Origin of the sequence: Actinophytocola sp. (assembly GCF_036402745.1) — a bacterium.
Lineage (GTDB): Bacteria > Actinomycetota > Actinomycetes > Mycobacteriales > Pseudonocardiaceae > Actinophytocola.
In genome coordinates this window covers 1-16,066 of the sequence record NZ_DASWSJ010000254.1, presented here as the reverse complement: position 1 = coordinate 16,066, position 16,066 = coordinate 1, and the positions used below count along the sequence as shown (strand labels likewise).

The 16,066-nt window shown below is 73.0% G+C and carries 14 protein-coding genes and 1 pseudogene; 8 read left to right on the top strand and 7 right to left on the bottom strand.

All coding sequences use genetic code 11. The annotated features are described in order from the left end of the window. Positions 1 to 11 precede the first annotated feature (11 nt). Positions 12 to 938 carry an aromatic prenyltransferase gene (locus VGD70_RS23825; RefSeq protein ID WP_331084938.1) on the top strand — a complete coding sequence of 309 codons (927 nt, stop codon included), beginning with the start codon at positions 12 to 14 and terminating at the stop codon, positions 936 to 938. A gap of 29 nt (positions 939 to 967) precedes the next feature. Continuing rightward, the gene (gene idi / locus VGD70_RS23820; protein ID WP_331084936.1) at positions 968 to 1,510 is read left to right on the top strand and encodes an isopentenyl-diphosphate Delta-isomerase; all 543 of its coding nucleotides are present in this window, start codon (positions 968 to 970) and stop codon (positions 1,508 to 1,510) included. Positions 1,511 to 1,568: 58 nt separating this feature from the next. Here the strand turns inward: idi and VGD70_RS23815 are convergent, their stop codons facing one another. Both VGD70_RS23815 and VGD70_RS23810 read right to left on the bottom strand, forming a co-directional pair. Continuing rightward, positions 1,569 to 2,111: a YceI family protein gene (locus VGD70_RS23815; RefSeq protein WP_331084934.1), complete on the bottom strand. Its 543-nt coding sequence runs from the start codon at positions 2,109 to 2,111 to the stop codon at positions 1,569 to 1,571. A gap of 100 nt (positions 2,112 to 2,211) precedes the next feature. Then, positions 2,212 to 5,607: a BTAD domain-containing putative transcriptional regulator gene (locus VGD70_RS23810; RefSeq protein WP_331084932.1), complete on the bottom strand. Its 3,396-nt coding sequence runs from the start codon at positions 5,605 to 5,607 to the stop codon at positions 2,212 to 2,214. Positions 5,608 to 6,134: 527 nt separating this feature from the next. Between VGD70_RS23810 and VGD70_RS23805 the strand changes: the two genes are divergently transcribed. From VGD70_RS23805 to VGD70_RS23780, 6 genes are read left to right on the top strand one after another with little or no spacing between them, the layout of a single operon-like run. Next, a complete protein-coding gene (locus VGD70_RS23805; protein ID WP_331084930.1) occupies positions 6,135 to 7,232 on the top strand; it encodes a polyprenyl synthetase family protein in 1,098 nt (365 codons plus the stop codon). Positions 7,233 to 7,273: 41 nt separating this feature from the next. After that, positions 7,274 to 8,320, top strand: coding sequence for a mevalonate kinase (gene mvk / locus VGD70_RS23800; protein ID WP_331084928.1), 1,047 nt, complete (start codon positions 7,274 to 7,276; stop codon positions 8,318 to 8,320). Beyond that, positions 8,310 to 9,377, top strand: a complete 1,068-nt coding sequence (mvaD, locus tag VGD70_RS23795) for a diphosphomevalonate decarboxylase (RefSeq protein ID WP_331084926.1) — start codon at positions 8,310 to 8,312, stop codon at positions 9,375 to 9,377. The genes mvk and mvaD overlap by 11 nt, the downstream gene beginning before the upstream one ends. Then, complete coding sequence (locus tag VGD70_RS23790) at positions 9,374 to 10,549, top strand: phosphomevalonate kinase (RefSeq protein ID WP_331084924.1); 1,176 nt, start codon at positions 9,374 to 9,376, stop codon at positions 10,547 to 10,549. Before mvaD ends, VGD70_RS23790 begins: the two co-directional genes overlap by 4 nt. Then, a complete protein-coding gene (locus tag VGD70_RS23785) occupies positions 10,546 to 11,622 on the top strand; it encodes a hypothetical protein (RefSeq protein ID WP_331084922.1) in 1,077 nt (358 codons plus the stop codon). The genes VGD70_RS23790 and VGD70_RS23785 overlap by 4 nt, the downstream gene beginning before the upstream one ends. A 2-nt stretch (positions 11,623 to 11,624) precedes the next feature. Further along, positions 11,625 to 12,800 (top strand): hydroxymethylglutaryl-CoA synthase, encoded by a 1,176-nt coding sequence (locus VGD70_RS23780; protein ID WP_331084921.1) that lies wholly within the window; start codon positions 11,625 to 11,627, stop codon positions 12,798 to 12,800. Positions 12,801 to 12,805: 5 nt separating this feature from the next. Here VGD70_RS23780 and VGD70_RS23775 read toward each other — a convergent pair whose 3' ends face one another. The 5 genes and pseudogenes from VGD70_RS23775 to VGD70_RS23755 all read right to left on the bottom strand — a co-directional run. Continuing rightward, positions 12,806 to 13,306 carry a hypothetical protein gene (locus tag VGD70_RS23775; protein ID WP_331084919.1) on the bottom strand — a complete coding sequence of 167 codons (501 nt, stop codon included), beginning with the start codon at positions 13,304 to 13,306 and terminating at the stop codon, positions 12,806 to 12,808. A 16-nt stretch (positions 13,307 to 13,322) separates the two neighbouring features. Continuing rightward, positions 13,323 to 14,759, bottom strand: a complete 1,437-nt coding sequence (locus VGD70_RS23770; protein WP_331084916.1) for a hypothetical protein — start codon at positions 14,757 to 14,759, stop codon at positions 13,323 to 13,325. Between the two features lie 19 nt (positions 14,760 to 14,778). Continuing rightward, positions 14,779 to 15,423 carry a type VII secretion target gene (locus VGD70_RS23765; protein ID WP_331084914.1) on the bottom strand — a complete coding sequence of 215 codons (645 nt, stop codon included), beginning with the start codon at positions 15,421 to 15,423 and terminating at the stop codon, positions 14,779 to 14,781. Continuing rightward, a complete protein-coding gene (locus VGD70_RS23760) occupies positions 15,423 to 15,632 on the bottom strand; it encodes a hypothetical protein (protein ID WP_331084913.1) in 210 nt (69 codons plus the stop codon). The genes VGD70_RS23765 and VGD70_RS23760 overlap by 1 nt, the downstream gene beginning before the upstream one ends. Further along, positions 15,608 to 16,066 (bottom strand): annotated as a pseudogene (locus VGD70_RS23755) (hypothetical protein); the annotation flags it as partial. The pseudogene VGD70_RS23755 and the gene VGD70_RS23760, both read right to left, overlap by 25 nt.

Genomic DNA, 16,066 nt, shown 5'->3' with positions numbered 1-16,066 from the left:
TTGGAGAACGAATGTCCGAGAACACTGATGTGGCAAGCCTTTACTCAGCCATCGAGGAGTCGGCGCGGCTGCTGGACGTGACCTGCTCGCGCGACAGGGTCTGGCCCATCCTGACCGCGTACGGGGATGCGATCGCGCAGGCCGTGGTCGCTTTCCGGGTGGCCACCGGCGCACGCCACAAGGGAGAGCTCGACTGCCGCTTCACGACGCGCCCGGACGTCGACCCCTATGCCCTCGCTCTGTCGAACGGCTTCACCGCGGCGACGGACCATCCCGTCGGCGCCCTGCTCTCGGGCATCGACGCACGATGCCCCGTCGACTCCTACGGCATCGACTTCGGCGTCGTCGGCGGGTTCAAGAAGATCTGGGCGTTCTTCCCTCCGGATGACCTGCAGGGGCTGGCAACGCTTGCCGACATCCCGGCCATGCCGAGCGGTCTGGCGGAGAACGTCGGTTTCTTCGCCCGGCACGGCCTGGACGACAGAGCCAATCTGATCGGGATCGACTACCACCACCGAACGGTGAACGTGTACGTCGGCGAGCCACCCGCCGAATGCCTGACGCCGGAGGCCGTCAGCTCGATGCTTCGCGACCTGGGAATGCCGGATCCGAGCGAGCAGCTGCTGACGCTCAGCCAGCGGGCGTTCGGCGTCTATGCCACCCTGAGCTGGGATTCCGCGACGATCGAGCGGATCACGTTCGCCGTGATGACCCCGGATCCGACGACACTTCCCGTTCGAATCGAACCAAAGATCGAGCGGTTCGTGAAAAGCGCTCCGTACGCCGTCGATCCCGCCGACGCCGCCGACCGCAAGTTCGTCTACGCCGTCTCGTCGGCGCCCGACGGGGAATACTACAAACTCCAGTCCTACTATCAATGGCGGCCTCGGATTCTGAGCCGGATGCGGTTGGCCAACCCCGCCGCGGAACTCGTCTAGCCTTAGTCACGGGAGGATGGTGACCCGCCATGGTCGCTCGGGAATCGCAGCTTGTCGAACTCGTTGACGCGGACGGTGCCGCCACCGGTTCCTGCACGGTCGCCGAGGCGCACACCGCGCCCGGCCGGCTGCACCGGGCGTTCTCGGTGATGCTGGTGGACGAGCTGGACCGCGTCCTGGTCCAGCAGCGGGCCGCGGTGAAGACCCGGTTCGCGCTGCGCTGGGCCAATGCCTGCTGTGGTCACCCGGCCCCCGGGCAGACCGTGTTCGACGCCGCCGCCCAGCGGCTGATCGAGGAGATCGGGGTGCGGGGGGTGGCGCTGCACGAGGCCGGCGTGTACCTGTACCGGGCCGAGGACCCGCGAACCGGCCGGGTCGAGCACGAGTACGACCACGTCCTGGTCGGGCGGGTGCCGGCGGACCAGCGCTGGCAACTGGACCCGGCCGAGGTGGCCGAGGTCCGCTGGCTGGCGCCGGACCGGCTGCGCGTGGACGTGGCCGACCACCCGGACCGCTACTCCCCCTGGCTGGGCGGCGTGCTCGCGGTGGCCACCGAGGCCGTCGGCCGGTAACCCTTACCCACACGCGAAAGAAGGGGACCGCGGCCGGTCCCCTTCTTTCGGGTGTCCGTCAGTCCTGCTGGCTGGCCTTGATCTCGAGGGTGATCGTGATCTTGGCGCCGACCACGGCACCCGACACCCCACCGGTCACGCCGAAGTCCTTGCGGTCGATCTCGGTGGAGGCCGTGAACCCGGCCAGCGGCTTGTCGTCGGCGCCGAAACCGTTGGGCACCACGGTGAGCGTCACCTGCTTCGTGACCGTGCGGATGGTCAGGTCACCGTCGAGGAGGAAGGTCTCCCCGTCGACCCGCACCCCCGTCGAGGTGAAGGTCATCGTGGGGTACTGCTCGACGCTCAGGAAGTCGTCCGTGCGGAGGTGCTTGTCACGGCGGCGGTTCCTGGTGTTCACGGACGCGGTCTTGATGACCGCGGTCACCGACGAGTCCAGCGGGTTCTCCGCGGTCACGATCGTGCCCTCGAAGTCGTCGAAGGTCCCGTGGGCCTTGCCGATGCCGAACTGGCGGGCCTGGAAGGACACGCCGGAGTGGGCGGTGTCGATCACCCAGGTGCCGGCGGCATAACCGGGAATGTTGACCTCCGTGGACGTGGACATGCGATGTGCGCTCCCTTCGTGGAATGAACATGAACAGCGGGTACACGAGGTGCCGCCGGATCGCACGGACCCCTGACAGGACAGCCTCGCGACGTCGGCATCACCCGGCACACGTCAGGCGCACCCCGTCCTGGTCGGCGGCGGACAGCCTGCTCAACTCCGCGCGCCTGCCCGCACTCAGCTCTGCCATGGAACCCGCGCACCGGCAGATGGCCTCGCGCACCTTGGCCAGCCACGGCTCGGCGCCCATCCGCTGGGCCGTGTCGGAAGCGATGACGAGATCCACCACGGCGGCGTCCTGGTCACCCAGGGCCAGGGCGGCCTCGGCCGTGAAGTAGGCCACCGGCCCGCTGATCACGAGATCCAGCACCGAACAGGTCAGCCGGCGGTAGGGCAGCAGCTCGGCGCGCAGCTGGGTCACCAACTCGGTCTCGCCCAGACGTGCCGCGGCGAGCAGCGCCCAGCAGCGGGTGTGCAGCCACAGGTAATCCTTGTGCCCACGGGGAATCCGGCGCAGGGCTACCCGGGCATCGGGCACCTGCCCGGCCTCGGTCAGCGCCATCGCCAGGATGCCGTGCGGCGCGGGCGCGCCGGAGGACTCCGCGACCGCGCGCAGCTCGTCGACGAGGTCCGGGCCGGCGCCGGTGAGATACGCGGCTTCCCAGCGCTGGACCATTCGGTCGCACCGCGCGGCGCCGGACCAGGCAGGCTGCGCGCGAAGGGGGGCGCGGTGCGCGTCCACCAGCTGGGCCGCGAGGTCCAGTTCGGCGGAGGCCTCGGAAACGCGGCCCACGGTGAGAAGCACCTGGGCCCGAACCTGCCGGGCGCGGACCACCATCGGCGGCGGCACGCCCGGCAGCGCCAGCAGTTCGGTGACCGCTTGCAGGCGCTGGTCGAGATGGTCGGGGCCGGTGAGGGCCGCGGCCCGAAGGTGCAGGACGTGGGCCAGCGCCATGGTGTCGGTCGTGTGGCGGGCGAGGGCCATCGCCTCGTCCGACAGCGCGGCGCGGCGCACCGGGTCACCGTCGTGGTAGCGGGCGACGGCCAGGCACGACAGGACCAGCGCGCGCTGCACGGGGCCGGTCACCTGCGACAGTGCGCGCTCCAGGACGTCGACGAGCCGGGTGCCGACGTCACCGTGGTCGACGGGGTACCAGTTCAGCTCGCCGACGGCCGCGACCGCCGCGGTGACCAGCCGGGAGGAGTCCGGGTCGCTGCGAACGTCAGGCGCGGCAAGGGCTTCCTCCATGGCCTGGACGAGGACGGGGAGCCCGTCGCGGTGGTTCCCGGCCCGGTACAAGGAGGTTCCCAGGCCGATCAGCAGCGGATGCCGGTCCAGCTCTTCCTTCTCGGCCAGGTCGGCGGCCGTGAGGGCTTGCCGCCACAGGGTGACGGCGTCCTCGGTGGCGAGTCGGGCGTCGGCGACCCGGGCCGCGGCGGCGGCGTGGGTCGCTGCGTGGACGGCGGCGGTGGGGTCCAGCTCCGCGGCCAGCAACCAGTGCCGGGCGATCTCGGCGGCCCTCGCCGTGTTCCCCGCCCACGCTCTGGCCGCCGCCGCACCGATCCGTCGATGCAGCCGGGCCCGGCGCAGCCGCCCGGTGGTCTCGTACAGCGCCTCGGCGGTCAGCGCGTGGGTGAAGCGGAACCAGCCCAGTCGCTGTTGGTCCTCCACCGCCAGGCCCGCCGCGACCGCGGTGTCGAGAACCTCCAGTGCCGCCTCGATCTCGACCGACGCGGCCTCGGCGACGACCTCGAGGTCGAAGTGCCGGCCGGCGATGGCGGCCACCGTCATCACCTCGGCCGCGGTTCGAGGCAGCCGGGCGACGCGGCGTAGCACCACGTCGCGCACGGGCACCGGCACCGGTGCCGTGTGGGGTTGCTCGAGGCGCTGTTCACTGGTCAACAGCTTGATCAGCTCCCGCAGGAAGAACGTGTTTCCCTCGGTGCGGGCCCACAGTCCTTCCGCCGTGGTTTGACTGACCTCCGTGTGGAGGAGGGCGCTCGCCAGGGTGTGCGTCTCCTGGGCATTCAGTCCATTGAGCTCTATCCGCGTCATCCCCGCGCGGGCCAGCGCGGCCAGCGTCTCGGCCAGGTTCTCCTCCTCGCCCGACCGGTAGGACACGGCAAGCAGCAGCCGGCTCGCCGGCACCGACTCGGCGAGGTGGGCCAGCAGCCGCAGTGAGGTCGGGTCCGCCCGATGCAGGTGATCGAGCAGCACCACCAGCGGTGCGGCGGGGGACGCGTCGGTCAGGTAATGGACGATCGCCTCGAACTGCCGCAAGGTGGCACCGGCCAGGTCCACGCCATCCACGAGCCGGCGGGTGTCCCCGGCCAGTAGCTCGGCCACCTGCCCCGGTACCGGACGCTGCGGGAAGCGGCTGCCCGCCGCACGCAGCACCTGCTCCCAGAGCCACAGCGGTGGCGCGGAGACGTGCTCGGGGCAGGTACCCCAGAGCACCGGAACCCCTGCCAGCTTGGCGAACCGCCGCAGCAAGCTGGTCTTGCCGATCCCCGGCTCCCCGGACACCGTCACCACCCGCCCCCGGCCGGCCGACGCCGCGGCCAACGCCTCGACCAGTTGCCGCAGCGCCGGCTCACGGCCGACGAAGACCTCCCCGTCCTCCTCCCCGTCCGTGGCCGGCGAGGTCGCCGGCTCCGCCGGGCGGGACTGCGGTGGCGTCGTGGGACTGGTGGGCACCGTCAAGGTGGGGACGGCCGGGGTCGGGTGCCAGTCCAGCGCCGGCGCCTGGTTGAGGATCTCGCGCTCGAGGTGTTGCAGCGCCGGCCTCGGGTCGATGCCCAGCTCCTCTGCCAGTCGCTTGTGGACGGTCCGCAGCACTCCCAGTGCGTCGGCCTGCCGTCCGGCCCGGTACAACGCCAGGCTCAACAGCTCATAGCTGTACTCGCGCAGCGGATGGGCCTGGATGAAGGCCTCCAGCTCGGCCACGGCCACCCCATGGGCCCCCACGGCCAGCAGCGCCGCGCAGCGTGCTTCGACAACGGATAATCGCAGCTCGTCCAGCCGCGCTATCTCCGGCCCCACGCACGTGGCGTCGGCGACCTCCGCGTAGGCCTGCCCCCGCCACAACGCCAACCCCGCCTCGAACTCCTTCAGCGCCTGCTGTGGATCGCCCCGGTCCCCCGCCTGCCACCCCGCCTTGGCGCGCTCACCGAACCGGTGGACGTCGATGTCCACAACGCGGCTGTCCAGCAAATAGCCCCCGGCGCACGTGCGCAACACCGTCGCCGGTGTCCGTGGCGCCCGATCCGGTTCCAACGCCCTGCGCAAATTGGCCACGTACGCCTGCAGCGAGGTAATCGCCGACGGCGGCGGATGCCCTGCCCACAACGCTTCCAGCAGCACATCCACCGCCACCGGCTGACCCACCCGACTCACCAGCAACGAAAGCAACGCACGCTGCTTGGGCGCTCCCAGATCCACCAGCCGGCCGGCGGCCACCGCCTCTATCGGACCCAACGCACGGAACTCCACCATGACCTGGCGGGCAACCGTCAACGCCGGCGGCCGCGCCTCGGTCCTTCGGATGGTGCTCGGTAACGTGCGATGAGCGGTCCCCACGACTACTGCGTTGGTCATGTCTTCGTTCCTCCGAGTCCAACGGCAGGAACGATGTAGCGACAGGCCGTGCCGACGATCGGGCTGCGGGTCCCACGTGGCACCACCAAATCGCTTCCACGTCCCTACAGAACGGTTTGTGTGTTCATTTTTCGAAGCCCCGGAAAAAATTGGTTGGAATATTCCCCGGATTCGGGATGCGTCCGAACATAGCAATGGGAAGTCAAGGACCATTCAAGGGCAGCTAAATACCGGGGCCGGCGCTGGCGGGCGCCGAAATCTTCGCGATCAGCCAAATGGACCCCGGGACTCGAGTCACGGGCACCGAAGGACTCGCGACCCACCCTTGAGGGTCCCCGGGTAGTTTCTGGCCACGGGGCGGGTCGACGACGCCAAAGCGGGCTCCCGACTAAAGCAAACACTCCAGATACCTGAATGGTTCCAAGATGACGGAAACAGTAATTCGCGCCGACAACGTCACCGACATCACCGATGCCGTCGACGCGGCGATCGGGGACTTCCTCGCCGACCGCCGGGCGGAGGCCGACGCGATCGGCCCCGGCCTGGCGGCCACGGTCGCCGACCTGGCGAGCTACGTGTCACGCGGCGGCAAGCGCGTGCGGCCCACGTTCGCCTGGCTCGGCTGGCTCGGCGCGGGCGGCGCCGAGTCCGACCCCGACGCGCCCGCGGTGCTGCGCACCTGCGCGGCGCTCGAGCTGCTGCACGCGTCGGCGCTGATCCACGACGACATCATCGACGAGTCCCCGACGCGCCGCGGGCTGCCGGCCGCGCACGTGCTGTTCGCCGACCGGCACCGGGCGCGGCGGTGGTCCGGCGCTCCGAACGCCTTCGGCCAGGGCATGGCGATCCTGGCCGGAGACCTGACCCTGGCGTGGGCCGACGACCTGGTCCGCACGTCCGGGCTGCGGGCGGACGCGCAGGCCAGGGTCGGGCCGGTGTGGTCCGCGATGCGCACGGAGGTCCTGTACGGGCAGCTGCTCGACCTGACCGCGCAGGCCGCCGGGGCCGAGGACGTCGACTCGGCGCTGCGGGTCGACCGGTACAAGACGGCGTCGTACACGGTGGAACGCCCGCTGCACGTCGGCGCCGCGATCGCCGGCGCCGGCACCGGGCTCGTCGCGGCCTACCGCGCGTTCGGCACCGACATCGGCATCGCGTTCCAGCTGCGCGACGACGTGCTCGGCATGTTCGGCGACCCGCTGGTGACGGGCAAGCCCTCCGGCGACGACCTCCGCGAGGGCAAGCGCACCGTGCTGCTCGCGACGGCGCTCGAGCTGGCCGACGACAACGATCCTGGCGCGGCGCGGTTCCTCCGGTCGGCGATCGGCACCGACATCTCCGCCGCCCAGCTCGACTCGGTACGCGCCATCCTCACCGAGACCGGCGCCGTGGACCGCGTGGAGCGGGACATCGTGCGCCGCACCGACCGGGCCGTCGCCGCGCTGGAGGCGAGCGGCGCGACGGCCCCCGCCAGGGACCGGCTCGCCGCCATGGCGGTCGCCGCGACACAGCGGGCCTGGTGACCACACCGGACACAGAAGACGACACCGAGGAGTTGGGCCCCGTGAGCCTGCCACCTTCGACACACAAGGCGCCCGCCCGGCGCGGGAGCCGCCAGCTCGCCGCGCCGGACCCGGGCACCGCACGCAACCCCGTCGGCATCGGAAGCGCCCACGGCAAGGCGATCCTGCTCGGCGAGCACGCGGTCGTGTACGGCGCTCCGGCGCTCGCCATCCCGGTTCCACAGCTGACGGCCACGGCGAGCGCCGCGCTGCTCGAGCACCCACCGTCCGATGTGGACGAGATCGCCTTCACGCTGACGGGGCCGGGGTCCGCGCCGGTGGTGACGCAGGCGACGAACGGCCTGCGGCAGCTGGTGGCGGAGTTCAAGGAGCTGACCGGCGTCGACGGCCACCCCGCCATCGACGTGCTCGTCGACTGCATGATCCCGCCCGGCCGCGGTCTGGGCTCGAGCGCGGCGTGCGCCAGGGCCGTCGTGCTCGCGCTCGCCAACCTCTTCAACCGCCGGCTCGACGCCGCGACGGTGTTCGATCTCGTGCAGACCTCGGAGAAGGTGGCGCACGGCAGGGCGAGCGGCGTGGACGCGGCCGCCACGGGCCTGCCGTACTCCATCCTGTTCTCCAACGGCACCGCCCGGCAGCTGCGCATCTGCTTCGACGGCCTGTTCGTCATCGCGGACAGCGGTACCGCCGGCCGGACGAAGGACGCGGTCGAGTCGCTGCGCCGGCGGTTCGAGCGCAACCCTGGCGCGCGGGAGGACTTCGTGCGCCGGGTGTCGTCGCTGGCCGAGGCCGCGGTCCGCGACCTCGGGGACAGCCGGGCGAGCGACTTCGGCGCGCGGCTGACCGCCAACCACGAGCTGCTCGCCGACGCGGGCCTCAGCACGAACCTGATCGACACCCTGGTCGAGACCGCGCTCGCGGCAGGCGCGCTCGGCGCCAAGATCAGCGGCGGCGGGCTCGGCGGCTGCATGATCGCGCTGGCCCGCGAGCCGCACCGCGCGCAGGCGGTCGCGCGGCGGCTGCGTGCCGCCGGCGCGGTCCGCACCTGGGTCGTGCCGGTGGGGAAGGTCGCCGACCATGCCTGCTGACCACCGGAGCGAGCCGGTCGGGCTGCGCGAGCGGGGCCACCACGCCGCGACCGGCAGCACGACCGGCGCCGCGACCGCCTTCGCCCAGCCCAACATCGCCCTGGTCAAGTACTGGGGCAAGCGCGACGAGCGGCTCGTCCTCCCCCATTCCAGCAGCCTCTCCCTGACCCTGGACATCTTCCCGACCACCACCACCGTCCGGCTGGACCCCGCCGCGGGCACGGACGCCGTCACGCTCGGCGGCGAACCGGCGGCCGGCGAGCCCCGGCGGCGCGTCGTCGCGTTCCTCGACCTGGTGCGGGACCTGGCCGGACGCACCGAGCCGGCGGTCGTGGACACCCGCAACACCGTCCCCACCGGCGCGGGCCTGGCGTCCTCGGCGAGCGGGTTCGCCGCGCTGGCCGTGGCGAGCGCCGCCGCGTACGGGCTCGACCTCGACGCCACCGCGCTGTCGCGCCTGGCGCGGCGCGGGTCCGGGTCGGCCGCGCGGTCGATCCTCGGCGGTTTCGCGGTGTGGCACGCCGGCGAGGGCACCGGCGCGGCCGGGGACCTCGCCTCGTACGCGGAGCCGGTGCCCGTCTCCGGACTCGACCCGGCGCTGGTGATCGCGCTGGTCGACGCCGGTCCCAAGGCCGTGTCCAGCCGGGCGGCCATGCGGCGCACCGTCGACACGTCGCCGCTGTACCGGGCGTGGGCGGACTCGAGCGGGGCCGACCTGCCCGACATGCTGGCGGCGCTGCGCCGCGGCGACCTCGACGCGGTCGGGGAGATCGCCGAGCGGAACGCGCTCGGCATGCACGCGACGATGCTGGCGGCCCGGCCCGCGGTGCGTTACCTGTCACCGGCCACGCTCGAGGTGCTCGACGGCGTGCTCCAGCTGCGGCGCGACGGCGTGCCGGCCTACGCGACCATGGACGCCGGACCGAACGTCAAGGTGCTCTGCCACCGCACGGACGCCGGCCGGGTGGCCGAGGTGGTGGGCGCCGCGGGCCGGTGCCCGGCCGTCGTCGCCCGGCCGGGACCGGGCGCTCGCCTGTGGACCGGGGACGAGCCGTGACGCGGGCGAGCACCCCGGCGACCCCGGCGCGGACCCGGGCGGTCACCCGGCACGCGCCGGGCAAGCTGTTCATCGCCGGCGAGTACGCGGTGGTGGAGCCGGGCCAGCCGGCGATCCTGGTGGCGGTCGACCGGACGGTGAGCGTCACCGTGTCCGACGCCGTGTCCGACACCGGGTCCGGCACCGGGTCCGGCACAGGCGAGGCCGACGTCGTGATCGTGTCCGACCTGTGCCCGCGGGGCGCGCGGCTGCGGCGGCACGGCGGCGAGCTCGCCGGATGCGACCCGGACGACGAGCGGCTCGCGCGCGGCGGCCTGGCACACGTCGTGTCGGCGGTCGACGTGCTGACCGAGCTGATGGCCGAGCAGGGACGCGCGGTCCCCGCGATGCACGTCTCGGTCACCAGCCGCCTGCACGAGGGCGGCACCAAGCTCGGGCTGGGCTCCAGCGGCGCGGTGACCGTGGCCACCGTCGCGGCCGTCGCGGCGCGGGCCGGCCTGCCCCTCTCCGCCGAGGCCCGGTTCCGCCTGGCCTTGCTGGCGACCGCGCGGCTCGACCCCAACACCTCCGGCGGGGACCTCGCCGCCAGCACGTGGGGCGGCTGGCTCGCGTACCGGGCGCCCGACCGGGCCGCCGTGCTGGAGCTGGCGCGGCGCCGGGGCGTCGCCGAGACCATCCGCGCGCCGTGGCCGGGTCTCGCGCTGCGGCGGCTGCCCCCACCCAGCCGGCTCGTCCTGGAGGTCGGCTGGACCGGAACGCCGGCCAGCACCGGCTCGCTGGTGTCCAAACTGGACACATGGCGGGGCGGCGCGGCGCACCAGGAGTTCCTCGTCCGCTCCGCCGAGTGCGTGCGCGCCTGCGAGCACGCGCTCGAGCGGGGCGACCACCACACGCTGCTGCACGGGATCCGCGCCGCACGGCGGCTGCTCGCCGGGCTCGACCGCGAGACGCGGCTCGGCATCTTCACCGACCGGCTCACCACGCTGTGCGACGCCGCCGAGGAGGCCGGCGGCGCGGCCAAGCCGTCCGGTGCCGGGGGCGGTGACTGCGGCATCGCGCTGCTCGACGCCGCGGCGCCGCCGCGGATCGCCCGGCTGCGGAAACGGTGGGCCGCCGCCGGGGTGCGGCCACTGCCCGTGCACGTCCCGCCGACGAAGGGAAGTGGGAGATGATCGAGAAAACCATGAGCGGCGAGCACGCGATAGCCGGGGTCCCGATGAGGTGGGTGGGACCGCTGCGGATCTCGGGAAACACCGCGACGACCGAGACCGAGGTCCCGCTCGCCACCTACGAGACACCGCTGTGGCCATCGGTGGGTCGCGGCGCGAAGATCTCGATGCTGGCCGAGCACGGCATCGTCGCCACCCTCGTGGACGAGCGGATGACCCGCTCGGTGCTCGTCGAGGCCGAGGACGCGCACACCGCCTACACGGCCGCGCTGCAGATCGACGCGCGGTTCGCCGAGCTGCGGGAGATCGTGCGGGGCTGCAGCAGGTTCGCCGAGCTGGTCGGCTTCCGCCACGAGATCACGGCCAACCTGCTGTTCCTCCGGTTCGAGTTCACCACCGGCGACGCGTCCGGGCACAACATGGCGACGCTGGCGGCCGACGCGCTGCTGCGGCACATCCTGGGGACCATCCCGGGGATCTCGTACGGGTCGATCTCCGGCAACTACTGCACCGACAAGAAGGCCACCGCCATCAACGGAATCCTCGGCCGCGGCAAGAACGTGGTCACCGAGCTGCTGGTGCCCCGAACCGTGGTCGTCGACCTGCTGCACACCACGGCGGCGAAGATCGCCGTGCTGAACGTGCGCAAGAACATGCTCGGCACCCTGCTGGCCGGCGGGATCCGCTCGGCGAACGCGCACTACGCGAACATGCTGCTGGCCTTCTACCTGGCGACCGGCCAGGACGCGGCCAACATCGTCGAGGGGTCGCAGGGCGTGACCGTCGCCGAGGACCGGGACGGCGACCTCTACTTCTCCTGCACGCTGCCGAACCTGATCGTCGGCACGGTCGGCAACGGCAAGGGACTCGGCTTCGTCGAGACCAACCTGACCCGGCTCGGCTGCCGCGACGAGCGCGAGCCGGGTGCGAACGCGCGCCGGCTCGCCGTGATCGCGGCGGCGGCGGTGCTGTGCGGTGAGCTCTCGCTCCTCGCGGCGCAGACGAACCCGGGCGAGCTCATGCGCGCCCACGTGAACCTGGAACGGAACAACGAGCCCAAGAAGATCGGGGTTTAGCCATGGCCGCAGATCTCGCCATCGGAATCCACGACCTGTCGTTCGCCACGACGGAGTTCGTCCTGCCGCACACGACGCTCGCGGCCCACAACGGCACCGACATCGGTAAGTACCACGTGGGCATCGGCCTGCGCTCGATGAGCGTGCCCGCCGCCGACGAGGACATCGTGACGATGGGCGCCGCGGCCGCCGCCCCCATCGTCGCCCGGCACGGCAGCGACCAGATCCGCACGGTCGTGCTCGCCACGGAGTCGTCCGTCGACCAGTCGAAGTCGGCCGGCGTCTACGTCCACTCGCTGCTCGGGATGCCCTCGTCCACCCGGGTCGTCGAGCTGAAGCAGGCCTGTTACGGCGCGACGGCGGGCCTGCAGTTCGCCGCCGGCCTCGTCCACCGGGACCGCACGCAACGCGTCCTGGTGATCGCGAGCGACGTGTCGAAGTACGAGCTGGACAGTCCGGGCGAGCCGACCCAGGGCGCGGCCGCGGCCGCCATGCTCGTGAGCGCGGACCCCGCGCTGGTGCGCATCGAGGAGCCGTCGGGCCTGTTCACCGCGGACATCATGGACTTCTGGCGGCCGAACTACCTGCCCACCGCGCTGGTCGACGGGCAGGACTCGATCGCGGCGTACCTGCAGGCGCTGGAGGGCGCCTGGAAGGACTACACCGAGCAGGGCGGCCGCGCGCTCGAGGAGTTCCGCGCGTTCTGCTACCACCAGCCGTTCCCGAAGATGGCCACCAAGGCGCACCGCCAGCTGCTGCGCTCCAGCGGGCACGACAGCGACGACAGCCGGGTCCTGCGCGACATCGGGCACACGACGGACTACAACGCCGCCGTCGGGAACAGCTACACCGCGTCGATGTACCTCGGCCTGGCCTCGTTGCTCGAGAGCGCGGACGACCTGACCGGTCAGCCGATCGGGTTGTTCAGCTACGGGTCCGGCAGCGTCGCGGAGTTCTTCGCCGGGACCGTCGTGCCCGGCTACCGCGCGCACCTCCGCGCCGCGGCACACCAGGAGGCGATCGCCCGCCGCCGCCCGGTCGACTACGCCCGCTACCGCGAGCTCCACGGCCTGTCCCTACCCGAGGACGGCGGCGACCACGCCGTGCCGCCGCAGACCGGCGGGCCCTACCGGCTGGCCGCGCTGTCCGGTCACAAACGCATCTACCAGCCGCGGTAGGACCGTTACCGGCCGGCGTCGTCGACGCGGATCGTGGCCACGAACCGCTCGAAGTCCTGGATCAGGGCCTTGAGCTGCTCGGGGGTCGCGGTGAGCGCGGCCTCCACCACCACCTGCCGGGAGCCCGCACCGGCGTCCCCGGCGTCCCCGGTGTCCTCAAAGGACATCAGGACCTGGCACTGGACGAGCTCGCCGGTGGCGGTGGTGGTGAACCGCACGACCTGGGTGAACCCGGGCGCCTCGGGCGAGCCGACGGCGGACCGGTGCTCGACCTTGACGCCGTCCACCGCCACGCTCTCCAGCCGGTGCAGCGCCTCGTCGGCGATCTCGGGGAGGGTGGCGGCGTCGGTGCGGTCCTGTTCGGACAGTGTGATGTTGGCGGTGAACCCGTTGGCGGACTCGGGATGCACGGCGACGAACATGGCGCCGCCCGCCTGCTCGGCGGGTCGCCAGCCCTCGGGCAGCTCGAAGCTCAGCGGCAGCGGTACCGACTGGGGGATGGTCATCTGCTCCTCGTTCCCGTCAGAGTGCGTCGGCCACGGTGTGCAGCACGCCGCTGACGCCGTCGGCCACGGCGTGCGCCGGCTGGCCGCCGACCGCGTCGGCGATCGCGCGCGCACCGGCGGATGCCGTGTCGGCCACCTGGCCGGGATCGACCGCGACGGTGACGCCCACCTTGCCACCGCCCTCGACGGCCGCGCCGCCGGAGATGCCGAAGTGGTACTTCCCGTCGTCGCCCTTCTCGGCGACGATCCCGCCGCTGGCACCGGCGCCCTGCCACGCCTCGCCCTGCACCCCGACGGTGACACCGCCGAGGTCGGCGTGCACCTCGCCGGACTCCTTGACGCCGACGAACGCCTCGCCGCCGACGTCGATGCCGCTCGTCCCGACGTTCGCGTGCCCGCTCGCGTCGGCGCCGGCGGAGACCATGCCACTCGCGCCGAGGGCGACGTCGCCGTACCGGGCCTCGCCCTCGGCCTGGGCGCTGACCCCGACGAACCCGCTGGCCTCCGCGGCGAGCCCACTCTGGTCGAGCGTGGCACTGGCGCTGCCCGTCGCGCCGACGAGCCCGCTGACCTTGCCGGACACCGAGGCGTCGCCGTAGGTCGCGCTGCCGGAGGCCTCGCCGAACGCGCCCGCGCGGCCCTCCGCCTCGGCGACCAGCCCGTCCGCGCCGATGTGCGCACCGGCCGAGCCCTCGGCCCCGATGGCGCCCGACGCCTTGCCCTCCAGCGTGAGCCCGTTCGCGGACACCGAGCCCTCCGCGGTCCCGGACGCGAGCAGCGCGCTGCCCTCCGCGGTGCCGAGGCTGAGCACGCCGTCCTTGAACTCCGGCCCGGTCGCGCTGCCCTCCACGGTGAGGCCGGAGCCGGACGCGGTCCCGCTCACCGACACGTCGCCGCCCATCGCCCGGGTGAGCCCCGCGGCCGCCTCCTGCGCCGCCTGCTCGTGCTTCTGGAGCAGCGCCCGGCCCTGCTGGCGGATGCCGTCGAGCGCCCCCTGCGCGGCCGCCATCTCACCGTTGGCCGCCTGGTACTGCTGCTGCGCGGCCTGCGCCGACGCCTGGTCGGTGAACTTCCGCCCGGTGAGCCCGAGCGCCGGGTCGCCCTGCGCGCTCTGCAGACGCTGCATCGCCTGTGCCGCCTGGGCCTCGAGCTGGTCGGCGGCGGACTGCATCGACGACAGCTCGCCGACCCACCGGCCGAGTAGCCCGCCGGCCGTCACCATGATCGCGTGCATGTCACCCACCCGCGTCCCCAGCCGGCCGGCGCTGCCCTGGAACCCTTCCGCGGCAAGGCCTTCCCAGGCGCCCCCGGCGCCCATCGAGCCGAGTGAGCCGTGCGCGTCGCCGAGCTTGCCGGCGTGGGAGTCGAGCATCTCGCCGAGCTGGGTGACCGCGGCGAGGTCGCCCGGCGCCGGGTCGAACCCCAGCGCGGGGAAGCTTCGTGTCCCGCCCATCCTCGTGTTCCCTTCCCCTCTACTGGCTGATGATCGGCCCGACGGTGCCGTCCTCCTGGACGGTCACCCCCGTTCCCGCGTAGGGCAGTGTCACGTTCGGCTCGGACTGGGTCGGCCCGTCCAGCACCTGCCGCACGAGCCCCTCGGCCGGGTCCGGCCCGCTGCTCACCGGGCCGGCCGGGATGATCGGCACCGCGGAGATCTCCGGATCCGCCTGCCCGCCGGCGCCGGTCGACGGCCCGCCGTAGTACGGCTGCTTCGTCTGCGCCGGCTCGCCGTAGTAGGGCTGCTTGGTCTTCGTCGGTTCGCCGTAGTAGGGCTGCTTGGTGACCTCGGGCTCCCCGCCGGCCGGCGGGGGGAGGATCGGCGGCGGGTCGTGCAGGCCAGCGAACACCCCGGCGCTCGTCGCGTCGGCACCGCCGTAGGTCTGCTGCGCGGCCAGCAGCGACTGGCCGAGGCCTTGCGCCTCGATACCGAGCGCGCCGAACCGGCCGCCCAACCCGGTCATGAGCTGCCCGGCCGCCGCGTTGAGCGCGGCGTGCCCGAGGTCGCCGCCCGACGCGGCGCCGAGCGCCTGCGCCGCCGCGGTCAGCGTCCCGCCGACGTCGTCCATGTGCCCGGCCATCACACCGAGGTGCCCCGGCTCGACCTGGAACCCCTCCATCAGTGCCCTCCCATGAGTTCGTCCCCGGCCCGGGCGGTCGCCCGGCCCTGCGAAAGCTGAGTGCGTCGTTGCCAGCGTTTGCGCACCGCGTCGCTGAGCTGCGCGGCCCGCTCCTCGGCCTCGGTGCAGCGCTGGAGGTGCTCGTCGACCACCGCCCGCGACCGGGCCACGGCCTCGCGCAGCCCTAGTCGGTCGGCTTCGTCACGCACCGCAGCTCACCGTCCTCCCCGAGCTCCCAGAACGTGTCGACCTTGTCCGCGGGCGCGGGCTCGGGCTCGGGTGGTGGCTCAGCGGGCTCGACCGGCTCGTCGTCGTCCACCGCGCCGAGGAGGTCGGGGATCGAGGCAGGGGCGAGGTCGGCCGGGAGGATCTCGCCGGTGATGGTGACCTTCCGCTGGTGGTCGCGGTCGCCGCCGCCTCCGCCGTGCGCGCCGAAGCCGCCGAGGGGAAAGAACTGCTGGTAGCCGGGCCCCACCGGCCCGCCACGCCCCACCCCCGGAACGGCGGCGGGCGCGGCGGCGGCCGGCGGGGCGGCTCCCATCGCCATCATGTCGGTCTCCTCCGCCCCGACCCGGGCACCGGGCCCGACCTGACCACCGGGGCCCGGCTGGACACCGGGCGCGATCTCACCGCCGGCGCCTGG

Bases quoted from the DNA above. Each gene is read 5' to 3' on its own strand.
- VGD70_RS23825 (WP_331084938.1), top strand. From the start codon at position 12: ATGTCCGAGAACACTGATGTGGCAAGCCTTTACTCAGCCATCGAGGAG.
- idi (WP_331084936.1), top strand. From the start codon at position 968: ATGGTCGCTCGGGAATCGCAGCTTGTCGAACTCGTTGACGCGGACGGT.
- VGD70_RS23815 (WP_331084934.1), bottom strand. From the start codon at position 2,111: ATGTCCACGTCCACGGAGGTCAACATTCCCGGTTATGCCGCCGGCACC.
- VGD70_RS23810 (WP_331084932.1), bottom strand. From the start codon at position 5,607: ATGGTGGAGTTCCGTGCGTTGGGTCCGATAGAGGCGGTGGCCGCCGGC.
- VGD70_RS23805 (WP_331084930.1), top strand. From the start codon at position 6,135: ATGACGGAAACAGTAATTCGCGCCGACAACGTCACCGACATCACCGAT.
- mvaD (WP_331084926.1), top strand. From the start codon at position 8,310: ATGCCTGCTGACCACCGGAGCGAGCCGGTCGGGCTGCGCGAGCGGGGC.
- VGD70_RS23785 (WP_331084922.1), top strand. From the start codon at position 10,546: ATGATCGAGAAAACCATGAGCGGCGAGCACGCGATAGCCGGGGTCCCG.
- VGD70_RS23780 (WP_331084921.1), top strand. From the start codon at position 11,625: ATGGCCGCAGATCTCGCCATCGGAATCCACGACCTGTCGTTCGCCACG.
- VGD70_RS23775 (WP_331084919.1), bottom strand. From the start codon at position 13,306: ATGACCATCCCCCAGTCGGTACCGCTGCCGCTGAGCTTCGAGCTGCCC.
- VGD70_RS23770 (WP_331084916.1), bottom strand. From the start codon at position 14,759: ATGGGCGGGACACGAAGCTTCCCCGCGCTGGGGTTCGACCCGGCGCCG.
- VGD70_RS23765 (WP_331084914.1), bottom strand. From the start codon at position 15,423: ATGGAGGGGTTCCAGGTCGAGCCGGGGCACCTCGGTGTGATGGCCGGG.